General features: G+C 71.8%; 18 protein-coding genes, 1 tRNA gene and 1 riboswitch. Of the genes, 18 read left to right on the forward strand and 1 reads right to left on the reverse strand.

Annotation, left to right across the window (positions count from 1 at the left end; genetic code table 11):
* The first annotated feature begins 98 nt into the window (after positions 1-98).
* Together JJJ15_RS07980 and JJJ15_RS07985 are read left to right on the forward strand one after the other, a co-directional pair.
* Entirely contained in the window at positions 99-572 is a 474-nt protein-coding gene (locus JJJ15_RS07980; RefSeq protein WP_106110187.1) for a hypothetical protein, read from the forward strand.
* Positions 569-1,330, forward strand: coding sequence for a hypothetical protein (locus JJJ15_RS07985; protein WP_106110188.1), 762 nt, complete (start codon positions 569-571; stop codon positions 1,328-1,330). The genes JJJ15_RS07980 and JJJ15_RS07985 overlap by 4 nt, the downstream gene beginning before the upstream one ends.
* Before the next feature lie 549 nt (positions 1,331-1,879).
* On the opposite strand, the gene JJJ15_RS07990 is transcribed toward JJJ15_RS07985, so the two are convergent.
* A complete protein-coding gene (locus tag JJJ15_RS07990; RefSeq protein ID WP_200510383.1) occupies positions 1,880-3,586 on the reverse strand; it encodes a DNA repair helicase XPB in 1,707 nt (568 codons plus the stop codon).
* A 631-nt stretch (positions 3,587-4,217) separates the two neighbouring features.
* Here JJJ15_RS07990 and JJJ15_RS07995 point away from each other — a divergent pair.
* From JJJ15_RS07995 to JJJ15_RS08070, 16 genes are all read left to right on the forward strand, one after another.
* The gene (locus JJJ15_RS07995; protein WP_246741973.1) at positions 4,218-6,482 is read left to right on the forward strand and encodes a helicase-associated domain-containing protein; all 2,265 of its coding nucleotides are present in this window, start codon (positions 4,218-4,220) and stop codon (positions 6,480-6,482) included.
* 196 nt (positions 6,483-6,678) lie between these two features.
* Positions 6,679-8,451: a DUF3027 domain-containing protein gene (locus tag JJJ15_RS08000; RefSeq protein WP_200511996.1), complete on the forward strand. Its 1,773-nt coding sequence runs from the start codon at positions 6,679-6,681 to the stop codon at positions 8,449-8,451.
* A 286-nt stretch (positions 8,452-8,737) separates the two neighbouring features.
* The gene (locus tag JJJ15_RS08005) at positions 8,738-10,210 is read left to right on the forward strand and encodes an NCS2 family permease (protein WP_246742258.1); all 1,473 of its coding nucleotides are present in this window, start codon (positions 8,738-8,740) and stop codon (positions 10,208-10,210) included.
* A gap of 450 nt (positions 10,211-10,660) precedes the next feature.
* Positions 10,661-11,968: an MFS transporter gene (locus tag JJJ15_RS08010; protein ID WP_106110192.1), complete on the forward strand. Its 1,308-nt coding sequence runs from the start codon at positions 10,661-10,663 to the stop codon at positions 11,966-11,968.
* Complete coding sequence (locus tag JJJ15_RS08015; protein WP_106110193.1) at positions 11,965-12,642, forward strand: metal-dependent transcriptional regulator; 678 nt, start codon at positions 11,965-11,967, stop codon at positions 12,640-12,642. Before JJJ15_RS08010 ends, JJJ15_RS08015 begins: the two co-directional genes overlap by 4 nt.
* 193 nt (positions 12,643-12,835) lie before the next feature.
* Positions 12,836-13,001, forward strand: a riboswitch (cyclic di-AMP (ydaO/yuaA leader).
* Entirely contained in the window at positions 13,000-13,794 is a 795-nt protein-coding gene (locus JJJ15_RS08020; protein ID WP_106110194.1) for a C40 family peptidase, read from the forward strand. It overlaps the preceding riboswitch by 2 nt.
* A gap of 173 nt (positions 13,795-13,967) precedes the next feature.
* A complete protein-coding gene (locus JJJ15_RS08025; protein ID WP_200510385.1) occupies positions 13,968-14,903 on the forward strand; it encodes a universal stress protein in 936 nt (311 codons plus the stop codon).
* 45 nt (positions 14,904-14,948) lie between these two features.
* Positions 14,949-15,021, forward strand: a tRNA-Arg gene (locus tag JJJ15_RS08030).
* An 87-nt stretch (positions 15,022-15,108) separates the two neighbouring features.
* A complete protein-coding gene (locus tag JJJ15_RS08035) occupies positions 15,109-15,846 on the forward strand; it encodes a phosphoglyceromutase (RefSeq protein WP_200510386.1) in 738 nt (245 codons plus the stop codon).
* Positions 15,847-16,165: 319 nt separating this feature from the next.
* The gene (gene eno, locus JJJ15_RS08040) at positions 16,166-17,452 is read left to right on the forward strand and encodes a phosphopyruvate hydratase (RefSeq protein WP_200510387.1); all 1,287 of its coding nucleotides are present in this window, start codon (positions 16,166-16,168) and stop codon (positions 17,450-17,452) included.
* A gap of 430 nt (positions 17,453-17,882) precedes the next feature.
* Positions 17,883-18,848: a glycosyltransferase gene (locus tag JJJ15_RS08045; RefSeq protein ID WP_200510388.1), complete on the forward strand. Its 966-nt coding sequence runs from the start codon at positions 17,883-17,885 to the stop codon at positions 18,846-18,848.
* Between the two features lie 39 nt (positions 18,849-18,887).
* Positions 18,888-19,508 (forward strand): PIG-L family deacetylase, encoded by a 621-nt coding sequence (locus JJJ15_RS08050; protein WP_106110199.1) that lies wholly within the window; start codon positions 18,888-18,890, stop codon positions 19,506-19,508.
* The gene (locus JJJ15_RS08055) at positions 19,505-20,152 is read left to right on the forward strand and encodes a WbqC family protein (protein WP_106110200.1); all 648 of its coding nucleotides are present in this window, start codon (positions 19,505-19,507) and stop codon (positions 20,150-20,152) included. Before JJJ15_RS08050 ends, JJJ15_RS08055 begins: the two co-directional genes overlap by 4 nt.
* Before the next feature lie 3 nt (positions 20,153-20,155).
* A complete protein-coding gene (locus tag JJJ15_RS08060) occupies positions 20,156-21,646 on the forward strand; it encodes a hypothetical protein (RefSeq protein ID WP_200510389.1) in 1,491 nt (496 codons plus the stop codon).
* Positions 21,647-21,754: 108 nt separating this feature from the next.
* The gene (locus JJJ15_RS08065) at positions 21,755-22,591 is read left to right on the forward strand and encodes a septum formation initiator family protein (RefSeq protein ID WP_200510390.1); all 837 of its coding nucleotides are present in this window, start codon (positions 21,755-21,757) and stop codon (positions 22,589-22,591) included.
* A complete protein-coding gene (locus JJJ15_RS08070; RefSeq protein WP_200510391.1) occupies positions 22,588-23,124 on the forward strand; it encodes a DUF501 domain-containing protein in 537 nt (178 codons plus the stop codon). The genes JJJ15_RS08065 and JJJ15_RS08070 overlap by 4 nt, the downstream gene beginning before the upstream one ends.
* The last annotated feature ends 79 nt before the right edge of the window (positions 23,125-23,203 follow it).

Genomic DNA, 23,203 nt, shown 5'->3' on the forward strand with positions numbered 1-23,203 from the left:
TGAAGGGCGACACAAAGAGGTGCCGTCGTAATGAGGGGCTCGCGTCCCCGCACCCTGTGGTAATATCACCGTTATCATCGGCTGAGGAGGCCACACCCATGCGGGATAGTATTACCGTCCACCTGGCGCCGGGCTGGCAGGAGCTCAGCGCCGCCGATTTCGCCCCGGCCTTCGCCGACGTAGCGGGGGACGCCGTCCGCTATATTGCCGCCATCCCCCCGGAACGGGTCGGCTACGCCGCCAATCTCGTCGTGGTCAGGGTACCCGTGGGCCCCGACCAGGATCCTGAGCAGGAGCTCATGGAGTCCGCCCGGGCCATGGTGGAGAGCATTCCTGGTATGCGTCTCATCGAGGACGTCCCCACGGACTTTGACCTGTACATGTCCCGGGTTCGCGCCGGAGTATACATTCTGGACGAGGACGCCCTGACGGTGCTCCAGGTCGCCTGGCTGGACATGGAGACCCAGGGCACCAGCCTGTGGACGGCCACCTTCACCTGCCGGACCCGGGACTTCAGCACGTTCCTTGCCCAGTACTATGAGATGGCCCAGAGCCTGGAGGTCACCGAATGAGCTCCTTCGACATCGACCGCGGTGTCATGATACTCACCCCCGAGCAGTGGGACGTCCTGGGGCGCATGGTGTCAAACCATATTGCGCAGCGCCCCACCCCGCAGGACGCCGCCGACGCCGGACTCGCTGACCTCGGGATAACTGGCCCCAAGGGCCCCGTGACAGCCGTCCGCGAGATCCTCTCAGGATTCGTCAACGCGCGCGCCCGCTACTCCAGCCGCCGTCTTGACCCGCGTGACGAGATGCCGGTCCGTGACATTACCTTCTGGCTTGAGCACCGTTGCACCGTGGAACGCTACGACACCGACGGAATCCACATCTACTCCTGTGACGCCGTCGAGGTACCCCACATTGTCCTGGCCAACGACCACCTCCACCCTCGCCCTATGCTCGACGACGGGCCGGACTCCGTCTTTGACACCCTCGCCTCCGCCATGAAGCTCGCTGACGCCGAGGCCGCCGTCGATATTATGCACCTCATTGGATCCCAGGGACCCAAGGAGTCCGGATTCGTCCGTGACGCCCTGGAGGACCGCTGGAGCATTGTCATGCGCATGCGCGAGGAACGCGGCCCCGAGGGATTTGACGCCCCGACCGGGCAGATGACCCTGGGAACGTCCAACATGCTCTACGCGATCGAGGACGACGGGGGCCCCACCGTGAACCCCCGCGGTCCCGCCAGTAAGATCAGCCTGGTACCCGTCCTCGGTATCCAGGTCTGGGCCGCAGTCAGTCAGTGGATCTGGACCGGGAGGTAGACGGCACGGCCGTCTCCGGGTGTACTGAGACGACCACCTGGGCGCACTCCCAGGTGAACTCGGGACCACAGTCCGCCGCCGTGTCCTCTACGGCCGGAACCCTGGTCGCGGATATCGCGGTTATGCACGGCATCAACAGCACGGGCACCTGATTCTGTCGCAATCTGAGGATCAGAGCCGGTCCCACCCCAGCCTCACCTTTGTACACTCAATATCCACGCAGGTCAGGGGCTTGGGTCCCGACGCGGCCAGGAGTGCCCACCGCTCTGATCCTCAGATTGCGACACGCACAGGGTTCCGGGGTCGCAGACAGTCAAGAAACTACCAGGAACGTTGCATAACCAGCCCGGATTCGTGCCAGGTGACCGCGATAGGCGCCCCGTGCCCCGCGGGCAGGTCCTGCTCGCGCCATGACAACCGGCTGCCCGGGGGGCCCGGGTATTCTCCGTAAACACGATAAGGGCCAGCCCGACCGGCACGGCTGCCCGGGGGCCGGGGGATACGGCCCCACCCGGTGTCAGCCCGCGTGGGCGCGCCTACCCTGTCCGCTCACAGGTCCTCCGCGTCCACGATCTGGTAGGAGTAGCCCTGCTCGGCCAGGAAACGCTGGCGGTGCGCCGCGAACTCCTGGTCCACCGTGTCCCTGGCCACCACCGTGTAGAAGTGCGCCTGACGCCCGTCCTCCTTAGGGCGCACGATTCTCCCCAGACGTTGCGCCTCCTCCTGACGGGAACCAAAAGCGCCCGACACCTGCACCGCCACGCTCGCCCCCGGCAGGTCGATACTGAAGTTCGCCACCTTGGAGACCACGAGGACCATGACCTCACCGGAGCGGAAGGCGTCATAAAGGCGCTGACGCTCACGCACCGGCGTCGTCCCCGTGATAACCGGGGCACCCAGGTGCTCCGCCAGCTCCTCCAGCTGGTCCACGTAGGAGCCGATCACCAGTGTGGACTCACCCGCGTGGCGCGCCAGGATCCGGTCCACTACCGCGACCTTCCCGGGTGCCGAGGCCGCCAGGCGGTAGCGCTCGTCATTGTCCGCCGTCGCGTAGGCCATACGCTCACCGGCGCCCAGGGTCAGGCGCACCTCCGTGCACACCGCCGGGGCAATCCACCCCTGGTTCTCCAAATCCTTCCAAGGGGCGTCGTAGCGCTTGGGGCCGATCAAGGAGAAGACCTCGTCCTCGCGCCCGTCCTCACGCACCAGGGTCGCCGTCAGGCCCAGGCGGCGGCGCGCCTGGAGGTCGGCGGTCATACGGAAGACCGGGGCCGGGAGCAGGTGGACCTCGTCGTAGACAATCAGCCCCCAGTCGTGGGACTCCAGCAGGTCCAGGTGCGGGTAGACGCCCTTGCGCCTGGTGGTCAGCACCTGGTAGGTGGCGATTGTCACAGGTCGGACCTCCTTGCGGGCCCCCGAGTACTCCCCGATCTCGTCCCCGGTGAGGGTGGTGAAGCGGGTCAGCTCCTCCTTCCACTGCCGGGCCGAGACCGCGTTGGTCACCAGGACGAGGGTCGTCGTCGAGGAGCGCGCCATGGCCGCCGCCCCCACCAGGGTCTTCCCGGCCCCACAGGGCAGGACCACGACGCCGGAGCCCCCCGACCAGAAGCTCTCCACCGCCTGCCTCTGGTAGGGGCGCAGCGTGAAGGCCCCCGGCTCGCCCGCCGCCACACCCTCCGGCGAGTCCCTCAGGGCGATGGGGTGGGCCTCGCCGTCCACGTAGCCGGCCAGGTCCTCCGCGGGCCAGCCCAGCTTAATGAGCACCTGCTTGAGGTGGCCGCGCTCGGAGGGGTGTACCACGACGTCGGCCTCACCCAGGGACGCCCCCAGCAGGCCCGTGGTGCGCCGCGAGCGCATGACCTCCTTGAGGACCGCCACGTCGCTGGCGTGCAGGACCAGCCCGTGCGCCGGGTCCGTGACCAGGGTCAGGCGCCCGTAGCGGTCCATGGTCTCGGCGATCTCGGTGAGCAGGGCGTGCGGCACCGGGAAGCGCGAGTAGGTGATGAGGGTGTGGACCACTGTCTCGGCGTCCAGTCCCGCGGCGCGCGCGTTCCACAGGGCCAGGGGGGTGATCCGGTAGGTGTGCACGTGCTCGGGTGCCCGCTCCAGCTCGGCGAAGGGGGCGATGGCGCGGCGGGCGTCGTCGGCGGCGGGGTGGGCGACCTCCAGCAGGACCGTCTTGTCGCTCTGGACAATGAGCGGGCCGTCAGGGGGTGTCTGGGCGGACGGGGTGGATGCGGGGTCAGGACCGGGCATGGCCGGAGTATGGCACCGGGTGGAGCGCAGGGGCAGGGGTCAGTCCCTGCCTCGGGAGGGTCCGTCGTGTCGTGGAAGGAGTGGGTCGCCATGTGGATGACTGTCTATTGTGGGTGAATAATTTTTTCTTGTTTAAAGATGTTTTGTTCGCGATAATGGGAGTTGGTCTGCGCTCAGAGGTGGGTGAGGGTCTCGTACGGCGCCCGGCCTGGGGCTAATGAGGCCCTCGGAGATTTTTGTGTCCGTCGGGCCGGGCGGGCTTGGGGCCGGGCGGGCTCGGGGCTGGGGCCTTTTGGTGGCGGTCACGGTCGGGGTGACCTGCTCGAGTCCTGGCGGGATCGAGGCCGGGGGCGCCTGGTACGGGGTATGGCTGGGTATTACCGGTGGGAGCCCTGGCGGCCCTGGGGCGGCCCTGATGCGGGGCCCGGGTGCACCAGGGGCAGGTTCGATAGGGCAGGTTCGATTGCCTGGGGCACCTCCAGGCTGAAATGAGTGGGGCCAGGGTGCGCCAGGGGTAGGTGGCCAAGCGCGCGGACAGGGCGGGCGGCAGCGGGTGGGGCCCGGGTGTGCCAGGGCAGGTTTTCCCAGCCGCCCCTAGGGATCTGCGGTGAGTGGGCGTACAGTGACGAAGGTGAGTCGTCAGCAGGACGTTCGCATCCCACCTACCGCCGCCGACGTGGAGAGCGTCGCGGCGGCCCTTATGGCGCGCTCTGACCGCGAGGTCGCGGCCTTCCTGGCTGCGCGCCCCGACCTCGTCTCCCCTCCCTCACCCTCCTTCACGGCCCTGGCTGCCCGCGCGGTCGGGCGGTCCAGCGTCGAGGCGGCGCTCACCCAGTGCGACGCCCCCGCCCTTGCCGTCGCCCAGTGCCTGGTGCGTGACGCGCTTACCGGGCCCGGTGAGAGCGCGCAGGACGGCGGTCTCGAGGCGGGCGCCTCCCAGGGCGGTAGTCCTGAGGCGGCGGCGCCTGCCGCCGGTGCGGACGGATCCGGCAGGGACGCGGGCACTGACGCCGTCGTACCTGACGCCGGAGCCCGCACCGGGGCCGACGGCGCTGCCGAGCCCGGTGAGGGCGCGCAGGGCGATGGGCCCGAGCCCGGCGCCCCCCAGGACGGCGGTCCTGGGGCGGGTGCGGACCGCCTCGTGCGTCGTCTGGCCGGGGAGCTGGACGCGGACGTCGTCACCGAGCGCCTGGCCTTTCTGGAGCGCCTGGCCCTGACCGTGGCCGGACACCCCGTGACCGGCCTGGTGGAGGCTGCCGGCGACGGCGACCTCCTGCCCGCGGACGTGTCCCTGCGTGCCCCGCAGGCTGCCGGGCTCGACGTCCTGGACGCCGCCACGGTGTCCGCCGAGGCCTGCCGCCACGCGGAGGAGGTGGTCCGCCTCGTGTCCGTGCTGCTGGAGGAGTGGGGTCGTCAGGGCGCGCCGATCCTGCGCACCGGGGGAGTGGGGGTGCGTGGCCTGAACCGTAGCGCCGAGGCCCTGCACGTCTCCCCGACCCAGGCGGCCACCGTCATCGAGCTCACCGCCGGGGCCGGGCTGCTGGGCCTGGACCGGGACGGGAGCGCCTGGATCCCCTCGCGTGAGGACCCGGCCTGGAGCGGGGACCCCCTGCCTGAGCGCTGGGCGGCCCTGGTGGTGGCCTGGGCCGGTAGCGACCGTGCGCCCTGGCTCGTGGGGCGGCGCGGACCGGACAACACCCTACGCGCCGTCCTGCACCCTGAGACCGCCGCCCCGTGGGTGAGTGCGCTGCGCCACCGGCTCCTGCGCCTGCTGCTCAGCCTGCCCGAGGGGACGGCCCTGACCGCCGACTTCGCCTACGCCACCCTGTCCACCTCCCGGCCCCGGCGTCGTCCCGAGCCTGCGGCGGTGGAGGCGCTCCTGGCCCAGGCCGAGCTGCTGGGCCTCACCGGCTCGGGGGCCCTGAGCGCGGGCGGACGGGTCCTGGCCCGCGCCCTGGCCGGGCAGGTGGAGGACGAGGAGGAGCTGCTGGGCTCCCTGGCCCGCGCCCTGGCGGCCGACCTGCCCACGCCGGTGGGGGTGCTGCTGGTCCAGTCCGACCTCACCGCCGTCGTGCCCGGTCGCCCCACGCCCGAGCTCGCCGACCTCCTGGAGCGCTGCACCCGGGTGGAGTCACGCGGCGGGGCCCTGACCGTGCGCTTTACGGCGGAGTCGGTCCGCGCCGCCCTGGACGCTGGTGAGCTGCCCGACCGGCTCCTGGAGCGCCTGGCCCGCTTCAGCCCCGGCCCCCTGCCCAGTACGCTGACCTCCCTCGTCCACGACGCCGCCCGGCACCACGGGGCGGTACGGGTCCGGGCCGTGGTCTCGGTCCTGCGGGCGCCTGACCCGGCCGTGACCGCCGGGCTCCTGGCGGACAGGCGCCTGTCCGACCTGGGGCTGAGTGAGCTCGCCCCCGGGGTGCTTGCTGCCAGCGCCCCGGTCGGGCAGGTCCTGCGAGAGCTGCGGGCCGCTGGCCTGGCCCCGGTCCCGGAGGACGCCGACGGCGAGCTGGTCCTGGGGCAGCAGGTGGAGGCACATGGTCCCCGCCCCGAGCCGGAGCGCCTGGAGGCGGTGCCCGTGAGACGCCGTCGTCCGGCTGCCCGCGACCTCATGGTCCTGGTGGGGCGCATGAGGAAGGGGGAGGAGGCCTGGCGGGCGGCGGGCGGCGGGGCGCACACCGCCACCGACCCGGTGCACGCCCTGGCCGTCATGCGCCAGGCGCGGGCCACCCGCACCCCCGTGCTCCTGCGCCTGGCGGGGACCGACGGCGCCGTCCAGGAGCGGCGTGTGCGGGTCCTGGAGGTCGAGCCGGGGCGGGTGCGCCTGGCGGACCTGCGGCGTCAGACCGAGCTGACGGTCGGGGTCCACCGTATTGTCTCCGTCACCCCCGCCTCCTGACCGGCGCCCGCGCCCCGGTGCCGGCCGTGTCCTGGCCTGCCGGCGGACCAGTGCCCCGCACCTCTTGCCGCGGGCGTGAGGCTGAGCCGCCCGGGCCCCGGAGCACGCAGACCCCTTGCCGCGGGCGTGTCTGACCGCGGTGTCCTCCGGGTTACCCGGGCAGGTCTGCCTGTGCCCCTACACTGGGGGCGTGACTATGAAGACGGCTCACTCCGAGGTGGCTCAGGCCATGGGTACGGTCAACGACCCTGCTACCGCAGGTGTCGCGCGGCCCGGCTCCCTGCCCACTAAGGCCCAGCGCACTGCCGCGGCCCGGGACCGTACCCTGACCTCCCCCACCGCTATCGAGATGGCCCGCTCCGTCCTGGCCGACCTGACCATTCCGGAGGCCGTGGGCCCCTACACCGCTGCGCGCAGCGAAGGTGAGCGCCTGGTCACACACCTCTTCGAGACCACCATGGCCGGCTACCGCGGGTGGCGCTGGGCGGTCACCGTGAGCCGCCCGCCCCGCTCACGCACCGCCACGGTCTGCGAGGTCGGCCTCCTGCCCGGTGAGGAGGCGCTGCTCGCCCCCGCCTGGGTGCCCTGGGCAGACCGCCTGCGGCCCGGGGACGTGGGGCGCTCCGACCGTCTGCCGCGCCGCGAGACCGACGAGCGCCTGGAGCCGGGCTGGGAGGCCACCGGTGAGGAGGGGGACGCGGCGGCCCTGGACGAGCTCGACCTCGGCCGGGCCCGCGTGCTCAGCCCCGCTGGCAGGAGCCGCGCCGCCCAGCGCTGGTACGACGGCGAGGCCGGCCCGGGCGCCGACGGCGTCCGCCAGGCTGACGCCACCTGCGGCACCTGCGGCTTCCTCATGCGTATGCCCGGCTCCATGCGGGGGCTGTTCGGGGTCTGCGCCAATGAGTGGGCCCCCGACGACGGTCGGGTGGTCTCCCTGGACCACGGCTGCGGCGCCCACTCCGAGACCGACCTGCCCGACCAGGGGCCCGAGTGGCCCGTCACCCCCGCCCGGGTGGACGAGGCCGACCTGGAGGTCCTGGGTACTGACGGGCGCCTCCTGCGCGAGGGCGCCTCCCAGGCCTCCCAGGACGGTGAGGGCTCGGCCCCACAGGACGCCCAGGAGGCCCAGGCGTCCGACGCCGGGGGCTCGGCCCCACAGGAGGCCCAGGACGGTGAGAGCCCGGCCCCACAGGAAGCCCGGGAGGCCCGGGACGGGAGTACGCAGCAGGCCGGGTCCGCCAGGAGGGGCAGGGCCAGGGCGTCGCGTAGGGTCCGTACTCCACGTACTCGCGCCTCCCGTGCCCCTCAGGACCAGGACGCCCCGGCTGAGGCTCCCGCGCCCCAGGACGCCGGGCCGGGCCTCGGGGCCGGTGGGCCTGAGACGCCCACTGAGCCGAACCAGACCACTGAACCAGACCGAACCGCTGGGCCAGACCAGACTCCTGAGCCGGAACAGGCCACTGAACCGGACGGGACTACTGGGGCCCCGCAGGCCGGGGCCCTGGGGGGTCAGGCCCCGGACGCTAAGGCCTTGCAGGGCGGCCCGGCCCCGCAGGGGGCCGAGGGGTCCCAGGACGTGGCTGAGGGACCGGCGGCGACACCCCAGGCGGAGGCGCGTCGGGTGACGACTTCCCAGGCGGCACCTCAGGCGGAGGCGCGCCAGGACCCTGCCGGCCAGCCCGACGGGGATGACGGGGCCCGGTCGCGTCCCGCCCGCCCGCGACGCTCTCGTAAGGCGAGCCCCGCCGTCGAGCAGCTGGTGGAGGTCCTGGGACAGGCGCCCGGCCGGGAGGGAGCAGGGCCGGACACGGACCCGGAGCGCCGGGCCGCCTCCGCCCGTGACGCCGTCGCCGACCTCACGGCGGACCTGGGCCCGGATCTGACTGCCGACCTGCACCTGGACCTGGCTCCTGAGCACGCGGCCACCGCCCTGGCGGACCTGGAGGCCGCTCTGGCCGCCCGCACCTGATGTAGGCGGCGCCGGGTGCCGCGGGACCCGGCGGCCCTGCCACAAGGCGCCCACGGGCAGGGCGCCCCGTCAGCCCCGAGCTCACCACCGAGCGCTTTTCCCAGGGGCGCCCACGGGCAGGCCGCCCCCGCGCCTCACAGCGGCCGGGGACAGCGCCTGGACGGCGCGGGGAGCGCCCGCACCCCGGTGAGATGGCTGAGAGGAAAGGATGAGATGCCGCTTACCCCGGTCTCTGCCACAATAGGGACACGTGAGAACTTCCTCCTCCCAGAGCACGCAGGAGACGGTGCCCCAGGGCTCGCGCACCCCTCCCCTCCATCCCCTGGACCGTTTCTTCCACATCACTGAGCGCGGCTCGAGCATTGACCGTGAGGTGCGTGGCGGACTCGTCACCTTCTTCACGATGTCCTACATCCTGGTCCTCAACCCCATTATCCTCGGCTCCGCCTTCGCGGGCCCCGACGCCGGTGCTGGCGACCTGGACGCCGCCAAGGCCCAGATCGCGGCCGCGACCGCCCTCATTGCCGGGGTCATGACGCTCCTCATGGGCGTGGTGGCCAACTACCCGCTGGCCATGGCCGCGGGACTGGGCATTAACGCCATGGTGGCCTACACCATTGTGGGTACCAACGGCATGACCTTCGCCGACGCCATGGGCCTGATCGTCATTGAGGGCGTCATTATCCTGGTCCTGGTCCTCACGGGGTTCCGTGAGGCCGTCTTCCGCGCCGTCCCGGTGCACCTGCGCACCGCCATCAGCGTGGGCATCGGCCTGTTCATCGCCCTGATCGGGCTGGTGGACGCCAAGGTGGTGCGCGCCGGGGGCACGCCCCTGGAGCTGGGCCTGGGCGGCTCGCTGCAGGGCTGGCCGGTGTTGGTCTTCCTGTTCGGCCTGTTCTTCACGATCGTCCTGTACATCCGCAGGGTGCGCGGCTCGATCCTCATTGGCATCGTCACCTCCACCGTCCTGGCGGTGGTCATTGAGGCGGTCCTCCACCTGGGTGCCTTCAACGACGACGCCAGTCGCGGCACGCTCAACCCCACCGGCTGGGCGCTGAGCGTGCCCGCGCTGTCCGACAACCCCGTGGCCGTGCCCGACCTGTCCAGCCTGGGGCACTTCTCCCTGCTGGGATCCTTTGAGAGGATGGGGACGGTCTCCGTGGTCCTCCTGGTCTTCTCCCTCATGCTGGCCGACTTCTTCGACACCATGGGCACCATGGTGGCCATTGGCGCCGAGGGCGACCTGCTCGACGAGGACGGCAACCCGCCGCGTACCCGTGAGATCCTCGTGGTGGACTCCGTGGGCGCCATCGCCGGCGGCCTGGGCGGGGTCTCCTCCAACACCTCCTACGTGGAGTCCGCGGCGGGAGTGGGCGAGGGCGCGCGTACGGGCCTGGCCAACGTGGTCACCGGCGTGCTGTTCCTGCTGTCGGTCTTCCTGTCCCCGGTGGTGGCCATGGTGCCCTACGAGGCCGCCACCCCTGCCCTGGTCATTGTGGGCTTCCTCATGATGACCCAGGTCGCCGAGATTGACTGGAAGCGTCCCGAACTGGGTGTCCCGGCCTTTATGACCATTATAATGATGCCCTTCTCCTACTCCATTACCAACGGTATTGGGGCAGGGTTCGTGACCTACGTCGTGGTGCAGGTGTCGCGAGGCAAGGCCCGCAGCGTCCACCCGCTTATGTGGTTCACCGCCGCGCTCTTCGTGGTCTACTTCACCCTGACTCCCATTAAGGAGATCCTGGGCGTGAGCTGAGCCGGGGCCGCCCCGCCTGCGTCCCCTCCTGCGAGAGTGAGCGGGAGGGAGGAGGCGGGCTGCGCGAGGGGTGCCTGTACCGGACGGATCCGGCGGCCACCTTGCGCAGGAGCGGCCTCGCCATGGCGTGCCCGGCCGCACCGGAGCGCTGCCGGCGGCCGCCCCGGCAGGCGGGCGTGCCAGCGGCCCCGGCGTCGCCCAGCCTCAGGCTGAGGGAGCCGCCCCGCGCAGGGGCGACGTGCCTGAGGCCCCAGGAGCGACGGCCAGGGGCGACGCCGCCGTTCTCACGGCAAACAAGTACCGTTCTCGCGACGAACAAGTACCGTTCTCGCGAGCAATAAGTACCGTTCTCGCGGGGAGGACGGGGCGGGAGAGGGGCGTGAGGGCGCCCCGCGTGGCTTGCGGCAGGCGTACGCTGGTGCGGTTACCGACCGACACGCCGAGCCCGCCATGCGCACCTTTGACTCCCTGAGAATCCGCAACTACCGCATCTGGTTCTTCGCCGCCCTGGTGACCAACACCGGCACGTGGATGCAGCGCGTGGCCCAGGACTGGCTGGTCCTGCGCATCCTCACCGACGACTCCGCCAGCGCCACCGGCATGACCACGGCGCTGCAGTTCCTGCCCGCCCTGCTGCTGTCCGCCCACGCCGGCCTGGTCGCCGACCGCCTGGACCAGCGCAGGCTGCTCATGGTGACCCAGGCCTTCATGGGGGTGGTCTCGGCGGTCCTGGCCGCCGACGTCCTCATGGGACGGGCCGCCCTGTGGCACGTCTACCTGGCGGCCTTCCTCACCGGGGTGGGCAGCGCCTACGACGCCCCCGCCCGCCAGATCTTCGTGGTCCGCATGGTCCCGACCGACCACCTGGCCAACGCGGTGGGGCTGAACTCCGCCTCCTTCAACGCCGCCCGGCTCCTGGGGCCCGCGGCCGCCGGGATGGTGACCGCCGCCGTCGGCCCCGGCCTGGTCTTCGCCGTCAACGCCGCCACCTTCCTGGCCCCGACGGCGGCCCTGGCGCTCATGCGCGTGGGGGAGCTCTACGAGGTGGCCCGCGCCCCGCGGGCCCACGGGCAGGTGCGCGAGGGCCTGAGCTACGTACGCCACCGCACGGACCTGCTGGTCATGATCGGGGTCATTACGGTGGTCTCAATGTTCACCCTCAACTACCAGGTGACCATGGCGGCCATGGTGCGCAGCGTCTTCGCCCTGGAGTCCGACGCCTACGGCACGGTCTCCTCGGTGTTCGCCGTCGGGAGCCTGGGCGGGGCCCTGTGGGCGGCCCGGCGCAGCCAGCCGCAGGTGCGCACGGTGGTGTGGGCGGCCCTCTTCCTGGGGGCCTCCACCCTCCTCATGGCCCTGGCCCCGGGCTACCTGCTGTTCACCCTCGCCACCGTGCCGGTGGGGCTGTGCACCCTGACGCTGCTCACGGCTGCCAACCAGACCATCCAGCTCACCGCGGCGCCGCAGGTGCGCGGACGGGTGATGAGCATCTACATGATGTGCCTCCTGGGGTCCACGCCGGTGGGCTCCCCGCTCATCGGGTGGGTCTCGGACACCTGGGGTCCGCGCGCCGCCCTCCTCCTCGGCGGTGTGGCAGCCGTTACCATTGCGGTGGTCGCGGGCACGTGGGCCCGACGCCGCGGGAGCGCCTCCCCGGCTCGTTATGCCCCAGACCCGTTCCCGACCGCCAGCGGACCCCGCGAGCGTGCCGCCCACGCCGAGGGAGACGACCTCGATCCGAAGGAGAACCGGCCGTGAGTGAACTCATTGACACCACCGAAATGTACCTGAAGGCCGTCTACGAGCTGGAGGAGGACGGGATTACGCCGTTGCGCGCCCGCATAGTCGAGCGCCTGGACCACTCCGGTCCCACGGTCTCCCAGACGGTGTCCCGTATGGAGCGCGACGGCCTCATCCACGTCGCCGAGGACCGCTCCCTGAAGCTGACCTACGAGGGGCGGCGCCACGCCACGGAGGTGATTCGCAAGCACCGGCTTGCGGAAAGGGTGCTCCTGGACATTATCGGACTGGACCGCCGGCTCATCCACGACGAGGCCTGTCGCTGGGAGCACGTCATGAGCGAGAAGGTCGAGGACCACCTGTTCGCCCTCCTGGGGGAGATCGAGTCCGACCCCTTCGGCAACCCCGTGCCCCCGTCCGGGATCGTCTACCCGTCCCCGGCGCCCGACGAGATCTGCGCCGAGAGCCTGGCCGGCGATATTGACGAGGTCATTGACGCCGTCGTGGCCCGGGTGGGGGAGCCGGTCCAGGCCAGCCACCAGCTCCTGGTGGACATGGAGGACGCCGGCATCGTGCCGAAGGCGCAGGTGCAGGTGATGGCGGTCTACCGGGGGGTGCGCGTGGAGGGGCCCGGGGGCGACGCCGTCGTCCTGCCCCGTGACCTGGCACGACACCTGTTTTTGAGGCGATAATCACACAAGTCCTCGTGACCCTTGTCCCTGGCGCCCTCGGTACCGCCTGACGCGCCGTGAGCCCTGTGTGTAATACCACAGGAGGGTGGAGGGGGTATTGAGGTGCACCGACCGGGGTCTGCTGGTTAGAGTAGCGAACGCAGTCGGTTTCCAGGCTGCGACGAGGGACGTGATGCCTAGTCCTGTCGGCACGTGTTCTCGTCACCCTGACTCTTCAATCCGGCAGGTCCGGGGGACCCAACTTCCGGCCAGGTGGCCCACAAGGCTGCTTGGTCTTGGGGTGAAGCCCGCGACAGCGGGCCGAGCGTCTCCAGCTCGAACCCGACAGCTCACCTCGGCGGCTACCAAGGAGAAACTATGACGACTCGACCTGTGGCCCGCCACCGCAAGGCAAAGCGACCGATGGCGGCGCTTTCCGGGGTTGCTCCGACCGCACGCCGCGGTCTGAGCGTCGCCGCCGCCTCCGGCCTGGCCCTGACCGTCCTCGCCCAGGGCGCGGCCGTGGCCGCTGGCAGCACCGAGGTCGGTGAGTCAGCCGGCTCCCTCGGTGCAGGGGCGCTGACCACGGACGCCCGTGCGGCGGTCACCAACAACCCTGAGATCTCCGTCGCCTCTGACGCGACCTGGACCGCGGAGGGGGCCGCCCAGGCCACCGCCGAGGCTCCTGCCCCCGCTCCCGCCCCCGCGGTCGAGGAGGCCGCCCCGGCGGCCGAGACGACGACTACCGCTGCCACCACCACGACCGAGGCCTCTGCCCCCACGACCACCCCGGCGGCGGCCGAGGAGGACACGACCCCTGCCCCCGCCCCCGCCCTGGCTGCCGGGAACTCCTCCGTGGCCGCCATCGCCATGCAGTACGTGGGCGCCGCCTACGTCTACGGTGCCGGCGGCCCGGGTGCCTTCGACTGCTCCGGCCTGGTCCAGTACGTGTACTCCCAGATCGGCGTCAGCCTGCCCCACTCCTCCTCGGCGATCCGCGGCATGGGGACCCCGGTCTCGGCCGCCTCCGCCCAGCCCGGCGACGTCATGTGGTGGCCCGGTCACGTGGCCATCTACGTGGGTGACGGCATGATGGTCTCCGCCGAGAGCGAGGGCGTGGGCGTGCGCTACATGCCCGTCCGCGGTGGCGCGACCTTCCTGCGGATGGTCTGACCTGCGGCTTTAGATCCTGCGGGCTCCAGCTCGACAACTGCTTTCGCTGAGAGGGAGGGCACTCGTCCAGGCGGTGGGTGCCCTCCCCCGTGTCTGTATAGTGTTTTGCACCACAGGCGAACGCGGGGTCCTGGCCCGCACCGCCCCACGCTCACAGAAAGGGGCACGAAACTATGACAGACGACAAGGTGGTCCTCGTCGGGGTTGACGGGTCACCGGAGTCCTTCGGGGCCGTGGACTGGGCCGTGGCCCGGGCCGCACTCAAGGGGTGGCGGGTCCACCTCCTATGCGCCTACTCCCTGCCCTCGTTCACCACGGCCTCCCTGGACGGCGGCTACGCCGTCCTGGACGACACCGCCATCCGCTCCGGCGCCCAGGCGGTGCTCGACGAGGCCGTGGCCCGGGCCCGGGACAAGGACGTGCGGGTGACCAGCTCCCTGGAGACCGGGGACCCGGCCGGGGTCCTGGTGGACCTGTCCAAGCAGTCCGTCCTGACCGTCGTGGGCACCCGAGGCGGCGGAGGCTTCGCCGACCGGCTGCTGGGCACCGTCTCCTCCGCCCTGCCCGCCCACTCCCACTGCCCCACCGTGGTGGTGCCCCGGCACACCGAGGGGGCTGAGTTCACCCCGGTACGACGCATTGTGGTGGGCGTGGACGGCTCCTCCTCCGCCCGCAAGGCCCTGGCCTGGGCCGTGGAGGAGGCAGAGGCCTGGGACGCCGAGGTCACCGCCATCGCCGCCGTCCCCATGGCCACCGGGGCGGGGGTGCTGGCCTGGCTGCCAGCCACCGTGGACCGCGAGCAGGTCCTGGCCGACGTGCGCAGCGGCCTGGACCGGGCGATCGCCGAGGCCCTGGACGGCCACCCCGGGGTCACCGTGCGGCGCCACGCCCTGGACGGCAACGCCGCCGAGCTCCTGGCGGAGTTCTCCACCGCCGTGGACCTGGTGGTGGTGGGCTCACGTGGACGGGGCGGGTTCTCCGGCCTCCTGCTGGGCTCCACCAGCCAGGGTGTCCTGTCTCACGCCTCCTGCCCGGTGCTGGTCGTTCCCGACCGTTCCAAGGGTGAGGAGCGGGCACGGCGCACGTCCACGCCGTGGGGGCGCGCCTGAGTGGGAACGGGGCCCAGGCCCTGCTAGGCTGGGCCCCACAGCACAGCCCTCGTAGCTCAGGGGATAGAGCACCGCTCTCCTAAAGCGGGTGTCGGACGTTCGAATCGTCTCGGGGGCACGACGCCGGTGGGGCTCCCGGGGTCCGCAAGGATCTCGGGCCCCATAGGCCTCGCGTAGAAGTGATCCACCTGGCACAATGAGGCCCATGGCATACACCCTCGTGCTGCTCCGCCACGGCGAGAGCGACTGGAACGCAAAGAACCTCTTTACCGGCTGGGTCGACGTCCCCCTGTCCGACAAGGGCTGCGCAGAGGCCGTCCACGGCGGCGAGCTGCTCAAGGAGGCAGGAGTCCTGCCCGAGAAGCTCTTCACCTCGATGCTGCGCCGGGCCATTATGACCGCCAACCTCTCCCTGGACGCCGCCGACCGGCACTGGATCCCGGTCGAGCGCAGCTGGCGCCTCAACGAGCGCCACTACGGGGCGCTCCAGGGCAAGAACAAGAAGGAGATCCGTGAGGAGTACGGGGAGGAGCAGTTCATGCTCTGGCGCCGCTCCTACGACGTACCGCCGCCGGCCATCGAGCTGGGCAGCGAGTTCTCCCAGGACACCGACCCCCGCTACGCCGGGGAGCCCATCCCCGTCACCGAGTGCCTCAAGGACGTCCTGGAGCGCCTCCTGCCCTACTGGGAGGGCACCATCGTCCCGGCCATCAAGACCGGCCAGGTCATTATGATCGCCGCGCACGGCAACTCCCTGCGCGCCATCGTCAAGCACCTGGACGACATCTCCGACGCCGACATCGCCGGCGTCAACATCCCCACCGGCATCCCGCTGGTCTACGAGCTCGACGAGGAGACCCTCAAGCCGCTCAAGAAGGGCGGACGCTACCTGGACCCCGAGGCCGAGGCCAAGATCGCCGCGGTGGCCAACCAGGGCAAGTGACCTCCTGACCACGCGACGGCGTCCGGGACCTGCGCGGGCAGCTCCCGGACGCTGTCCACGCCCCCACCGTTCCGGTGGGGCAGCAGGCGGCGCCATTGCGCCCTCAGGCCGCGGCGCGCAGGCCGCACGGCGGGCGCCCGGGGGCTGGCGCGCCCCCGGGGACCAGAGCGTCCCCGGCGCGGGTACGGGGCGCGTCTGGGGCGGGCGCCAAGATCGCCCCCGGTGAACTCTTGACAGCGGGACCTCAGCCCCCTGCGAGGTAGGCCACGTCAACGGTAGGCTGACCCTGCAATTGGTCAATCTCACCTAGGAGCACCAAGTGGCCCTCATCGAGACAGTTCACGCCCGCGAGATCCTGGACTCCCGTGGCAACCCGACCCTTGAGGTCGAGATCCTCCTGGAGGACGGCACCATTGCCCGTGCCGCCGTCCCCTCCGGTGCCTCCACCGGTGCCTTCGAGGCCGTCGAGCTGCGCGACGGCGACAAGGGCCGTTACGACGGCAAGGGTGTGGAGAAGGCCGTTGACAACGTCAACGACATTATCGCCCCCGAGGTCATCGGCTTCGAGGCCTCCGACCAGCGCGGCCTCGACCGCCTCATGATCGACCTCGACGGCACCCCCAACAAGGGCAAGCTGGGCGCCAACGCCATCCTGGGCGTCTCCCTGGCCGCCGCCAAGGCCTCCGCCAAGTCCGCTGGCCTGGAGCTCTTCCAGTACATCGGCGGCCCTAACGCCCACGTCCTGCCCGTGCCCATGATGAACATCATGAACGGCGGTGCCCACGCCGACTCCGACGTGGACATCCAGGAGTTCATGATCGCCCCCATCGGCGCCCCCACCTTCCGTGAGGCCCTGCGCTGGGGCGCCGAGGTCTACCACTCCCTCAAGAAGGTCGTCAAGGAGCGGGGCCTGTCCACCGGCCTGGGCGACGAGGGCGGCTTCGCCCCCAACCTCGACTCCAACCGCGAGGCCCTGGAGCTCATTGTCGAGGCGATCGAGAAGGCCGGCTACAAGCCCGGCCACGACGTCGCCCTGGCCATGGACGTGGCCTCCAGCGAGTTCTTCGACAACGAGACCAAGACCTACCTGTTCGAGGGCGAGGCCCGCGACAACGACTACATGGTCGCCTACTACGAGCAGCTCATCAGGGACTTCCCGATCGTCTCCATCGAGGACCCGCTCTCCGAGGACGAGTGGGAGCACTGGAAGCGCCTGACCGAGGAGATCGGCGACAGGGTCCAGATCGTCGGTGACGACTTCTTCGTGACCAACCCCGAGCGCCTCGCCAAGGGCATCGCCATGAGCGCCGCCAACGCCCTGCTGGTCAAGGTCAACCAGATCGGCTCCCTGACCGAGACCCTGGAGGCCGTGGAGATGGCCCACCGCGCTGGCTACAAGACCATGACCTCCCACCGCTCCGGCGAGACCGAGGACGTCACCATCGCCGACCTGGCCGTGGCCACCAACTCCGGCCAGATCAAGACCGGCGCCCCCGCCCGTGGCGAGCGCGTCAACAAGTACAACCAGCTCCTGCGCATCGAGGAGTCCCTGGGCGACGACGCCGTCTACGCCGGCGCCAAGGCCTTCCCCCGCTTCAAGGCCTGAGGCGGTCCGTCCCCCAGGGGCCTGCGCCCCCGGAGGACGCGGGTAGGGCCGCCCACCTTGGTGGTGCGGCCGTTGCCCTCCCGGAATGCGTCCCTGGACGCGGGTAGGGCTGCCAGCCGGGGACTGCTCCTCAGGCTGGCCTTCCACCGGTGGGGCCGGGGCACTTGCCCTGGCCCCACCAGCGTCAGCGCAGGGTGGCGGGAGCGGAGCCGGTGCGAGGAACCGGGCGCAGGGTTGGCGCAGGGAGGGAGCCAGCGGCCCCACCGGCCCCGCAGACGCACGGGCGGGCTGACGGGTCCGCCCACGCTGGTAGCGGCCCCACCGGCGGTGCCGGAGCCTGGTGTCGGTCACCACCGGGCCCGCCCACGGCACGCCACCGGCCCCCATGTAGACTTACCCCTGGCAGGCCTGGTCAGGTACCGTGCGCCGCATGCCCGAGCCCCAGGAGGTCCCCGCCTTGACACCGAGCGCGTCCGTCATCGTCCCCAGCTACCGGGGCGAGGTCAGGCTACCGGTCCTGCTGGGCGGGCTCGCGCAGCAGGACACCACGGACTTCGAGGTCGTCGTCGTCATCGACGGCGAGGTCGACGCCTCGGCCGCCGTCCTGGCCGGCCTGGGGGAGTCCACCGGACTGGACCTGGACGTCATCGTCTTCCCCCGCAACCGGGGGCGCGTGGCCGCCCTCAACGCGGGGCACGCCGCCGCCCGCGGGGAGGTCCTCATACGCTGCGACGACGACCTGCTGCCCGCGCCCGACTTCGTCAGCGGGCACGTGGCCCGCCACGCCCACCACGGGCCGCGCGGCGTGGTCGCCCTGGCCAACGACGTCATGCCCGACTCCCCCTACGCGCGCGCCTACGGGGTGCGGTCCATGGACCACCTCATCGCCTCGGCCTACGCGGGGGACATTGAGCCCTGGCGCCTGTGGTCGGCCAACTGCTCCCTGACCCGGGGCACCTGGGAGCAGGTGGGGGAGTACTCCCAGGAGTACGCCCACTACGGCATGGAGGACACCGACTACGGCTACCGGCTCCACCAGGCCGGGATCCCGCTGGTCATCGCCCCCGAGCTGCAGGTGGCCCACCTGGGCGCCCCGACGTCCACCCACGACCGGGTCATGCGCGCCTTCCACTCCGGGGCCTCCCGGCGCACCTTCGAGGCCCGGCACGGCTCGGCCCTGTCACTCCCGTCGGCGGGCACGGGCCCCTGGGGGCGCCTGGTGGACGGGCTCTCCCGGGCCGGGGACGAGTCCCGCTACGAGCGGGCCACCCGTGCCGTGGACCGCCTCCTGCCCTACGTGCCCCGGTACGTGGCCGAGAAGCTCGTGGCCCTGTGCGTGGAGTCCGCCTCCCTGGCCGGCTACCGGCACGCCCAGGACGTCACCGCCAGCTTCTAGCCCGCCTTCCACCCCCACTACCGAGTGTTAAGGAAACCGATGAAGCGTCTTGTGATATCCCCGCACATGGATGACGAGTCCATGGGCTGCGGCGGCCTCCTGGCCAAGTACGGCCCGGAGTGCCTGGTCCTCAATGTGGCGGGCTCGGGCCAGGTGCGCGAGCGTGAGCACGCCGCCGCCATGGAGATCCTGGGCGTGACCAACGTGCGTAACCTGGACTACCCCGACGGCTACGTCCACGACCACATGGCGCGGCTGGTGGCCGACGTCGACGCCGTCATGGCTGAGCACCACCCCGAGGAGGTCTACCTTCCCTACCCCTCCCTGCACCAGGACCACATCGCCGCCTACGAGGCCGGGATGCGCTCCTGCCGCATGTCCATGAGCCACCTGCACTGGTACCCGCCCATGGTCTACGTCTACGACGTCGCCGTCTACGACCTCTCCCTCTACCCCACCGACCTGCGCTGGAACGTGTTCGAGGAGCTCACCGCCGCCCAGGCCGAGGCCAAGGAGCGGGCCTGCCAGTGCTACGTCTCCGAGACCCCGGAGGGCCCCCACCCCCTGACCTCCATTAAGCAGATCGCCGCCGCGGTGGGCCGCACCCACCAGATGGACTACGCCGAGCAGTACGCCCTCGTCAGGGAGATCCGCCGATGACCACCGTCGCCATCCACCAGCCAGACCTCCTGCCCTACTCCGGCTTCTGGTACAAGATGATCCACAGCGACGTCTTCATCCTGGCCGTGCACGACCAGTTCCAGAAGCACGGCTACCAGCGCCGGGTGACTATGCGCGGGCGCTGGGCCTCCCACATCCTGGAGGGCAAGCCCGCCCTCATCCCGATCGAGGACGTGGTGGTCCGCGAGGGCTGGCAGCGCCACCTCACCAACGTCATCCGGGGGCGGTACTCGGCCGCGCGCTACTTTAAGACCCGCGGGCGCGAGCTGTGCGAGCGCATTGAGGCCGCCCAGGGCAGGAGCCTGGACGAGGTCAACACCGCCATGATCGAGATCGTGCGTGACATGCTGGGGATCACCACCCCCCTGGTCACCACGCCCCCGCCCCAGGGCCACAACGTGGCCCGCCTCATTGAGCAGGTCTCCATGGTCGACGGCGACGTCTACCTCTCCGGCTCCGGCGGCCTGGCCTACATGGGCCCGGACGCCCCCCAGGTGTTCCGTGAGCACGGTATCGAGCTGACCTGGTCCCGCCACGAGCACCTTACCGGCGACTCGGTGGTCACCCTCCTGCTGGACGAGGAGGACCCCATGCCCGCCATCCTCCACGAGCACGAGGGGTAGTGGGTGCGGACCACGTCCACGGCCTCCGGGCGGTCGGGCAACGCCGTCCCCGGGAGGCGGGACCAGCGTCCCGTGCCCCGTCGGCGTCCTGACGCGCCCCACCGCCGTCCCGCGCCCCGTACCGGTGGCGTCTGGAGGGGGCCGCTCGCCCCGGCGGCCTGGCCGTCCCTGACCGGGCGGCAGCGGCTGACCTACCTGGCGGTCCTCCTGGTCGGGACCATCTGGCTCATGGTGCCGCGGCTCTACGGCGCGTTCACCGCCCACGTCCACAAGGAGGACGGGGAGATCTTCCTCCACGGCTCGCTCACCGGCGCCAGCCTGCTGGAGCGCTACACCGGCTACCTCCACGTGGTCCCCCGGCTGATCAGCGACGCCTGCGCGCAGGGACCCGCTGAGGCCTACCCGGTGTGCGTGGCCTCCGCGAGCGCGTCACTCAGGCTCCTGCTGGCCCTGCTGGTGATCGTGGTCGTCACGCCCTGCACCCGAGCGTGGTGGGCCCCGCTGGCGTGCGGCGCCCTGGCCCTGTTCGGCGGGGTCGGCCAGCAGGAGGTGCTGGGCAACCTCACCAACCTGCGGTGGTTCCTCGTGGTCGGCGCCACCTTCGCGCTGCTGGGGGCCCTCAGGCGGCCGGGGCACGTCCTGCTGGGGGTCCTCTTCGTCACCGGGGCGGCCCTGACCGACCCGCTGGCCTTCGCCCTGGCCCCGGTCGCCCTGTGGCGGCTGGCGGCCCTGAGCGGCCGCCAGCGCCTGGTGCCCGCAGCCATGCTGCTGGCTCTGATGCTCCACGGCGCCCTCATTGACACCACGGCCCGCTCCTCCTCGCTCCTGGACTCCCTGCGGGACGACCCCACGGGGCTGGCCGGGACGGTCGTGGTCCGGGGGCCCGCCGAGGCGGCCCTGGGCGAGTCCGTCAGCCAGGCCCTCACCAACCTCCTGGGGACGGGGGTGTTCTCGGTGCTCGTGCTCGTCGGCTACGCCCTGGTGCTCCTGGTGCTCCTGCCCGGCGCCCCGGCGCAGACCCGGTGGCTGGTGGCCCTCCTCCTGGCGGCCGGTACCGCGTTCCTGGCCGCGACGGTCAACTTCGCCGACCTCTCCACCATCCTGCCGTCCCAGGGCCTGGCCAACGCCTCCCGGTACGCCCTCATCCCCTCCCTGACCATAGGACCCGCCCTGGTCCTCCTGGCCGATCGGGCGGGGCCGGCGCGCCTGGCGCGTGCGGTCTCGGGCGGCCTGGTGCTGGTCATGGCCCTGGGGTGCGTGGCGGACTCCCGGGGGGACGAGTGGGCCACCCACGGGCCCTCCTGGCCGGACACGCTCACCCAGGCCCGCCGGACCTGCCAGGAGGAGGGCGTGACGACCGTGACCGTCCCGCTGACCCCCCAGGGGGTGCCCACGCCCTGGACGGCTGTCCTCACGTGCCAGTGGGTCCAGGGGCACCAGGACGCCGCGGGGTCGGCGGCGCCGGACCCCGGCCAGTACCCGACGCACCCGTGACCTACGCCATAGGTCCTGGTGCCCTGGGCGGGCCCAGGGCCACGACGTGAGCGACCCGCCGTCCCCGGTGGACGCCCTCGTACCCGGCTCTCAGGCAGGATCGGGGCCATGAGACAGCGCCGACCCGCCCCTGCCCGACCTCGGTCAGTCGCACCCCGGGGGAGGGAGGACGCCGCCGACCCCGCACCCGACGCCCCCCGGGCCGGTACGCCCCGGCCGGCGGCCCGCCCCGCCCCTGGCGAGCGGGCGACGGCGTCGCCGGAGCAGGAGCCGGGTGAGCGCCCCGGAGCATCGTCCGCCGCCCGGAACGTGCGCCTGGCCGGTGACGGGGGGCTGTCGCGTACGACCAAGACGGTGATTATGGGCATTACCCTCGTCTTCGCTGGCGTCGTCATGTTCCGCACCGTCACCGCCTACCTCTACCAGCGCGCCCAGTACGACCTGGTGGTCTCCCAGGTCGCCTCCGCCCAGGCCACCGCCACCGCCCTGGAGTCCGAGCTCGCCCAGTGGCAGGACGACGCCTATGTCAAGGCCCAGGCCCGTGAGCGCCTGTCCTACGTCATGCCGGGGGAGACGAGCTACGTCGTCGTGGGCGCCGACAGCGTGACCAGGCCCCCGGGCCAGGGCGGCGTGGACTCCCAGGAGACCGCCGTGCCCTGGTACGAGGTCCTGCGCCAGTCGGCCGTGGTCGCCGGGGAGGTCACGCCCCAGAAGCCTGCCCAGCCCTCCGAGCCGGCCCGCCAGGGGTGGACCACGCAGGTCCCGGTGGTCCCCACCGCCGACCCCAGCAGCTCACCGGCCTCCAGCGGCCCCCAGCCGGGGACGCCCGCCCAGGACGGCCCCGAGCCGGCCGCCCCCGACCCCCAGGACGGGGACCGGTCGGACGGCGGGGCAGGGCGCGCCCCCGCCACCAGGGCCCCCCAGGGGCAGGACGACGTCCCGTGACCCCCGGCACCGTGGGGCCCCCGGTCCCCGACCCGGACTCCCAGGAGGTCACCCCCCAGGACCTGGCGGCCCTGGAGGAGCAGCTCGGGCGCGTCCCGCGCGGCGTGGTGGGCGTCGCCGCCCGCTGCGTGTGCGGCCGCCCGGTGGTGGCACGCACCGCCCCCCGCCTGCCTGACGGCTCCCCCTTCCCCACGACCTACTACCTCACCCACCCGGCGGCCGTGCGGGGCTGCTCCACCCTGGAGGCCGAGCACCTCATGGAGGAGTACAACGCCCGCCTGGGCGCCGACCCGTCCCTGGCCGCCGCCTACGCCGCGGCCCACGAGGACTACCTGGCCCGCAGGGCCGTCCTGGGCAGGCCCGAGGAGATCGAGGGGGTCAGCGCGGGCGGCATGCCCACCCGCGTCAAGTGCCTCCACGCGCTGCTGGGCCACTCCCTGGCGGTGGGGCCCGGCGTCAACCCTGTCGGTGACCTCACCCTGGCGGCGCTGGCCGCCCGGGGCCTGTGGGAGGCCACCCGCTGCTACTGCTGATACTGTCGGACTGTCTGGCGGGTACGGGGGACGCCGCGGCCTGCCGTACACCCGCACCGCGGAACCACTGGAGGACACC

Source organism: Actinomyces sp. HMT897 (genome assembly GCF_016626125.1).
Lineage (GTDB): Bacteria > Actinomycetota > Actinomycetes > Actinomycetales > Actinomycetaceae > Actinomyces.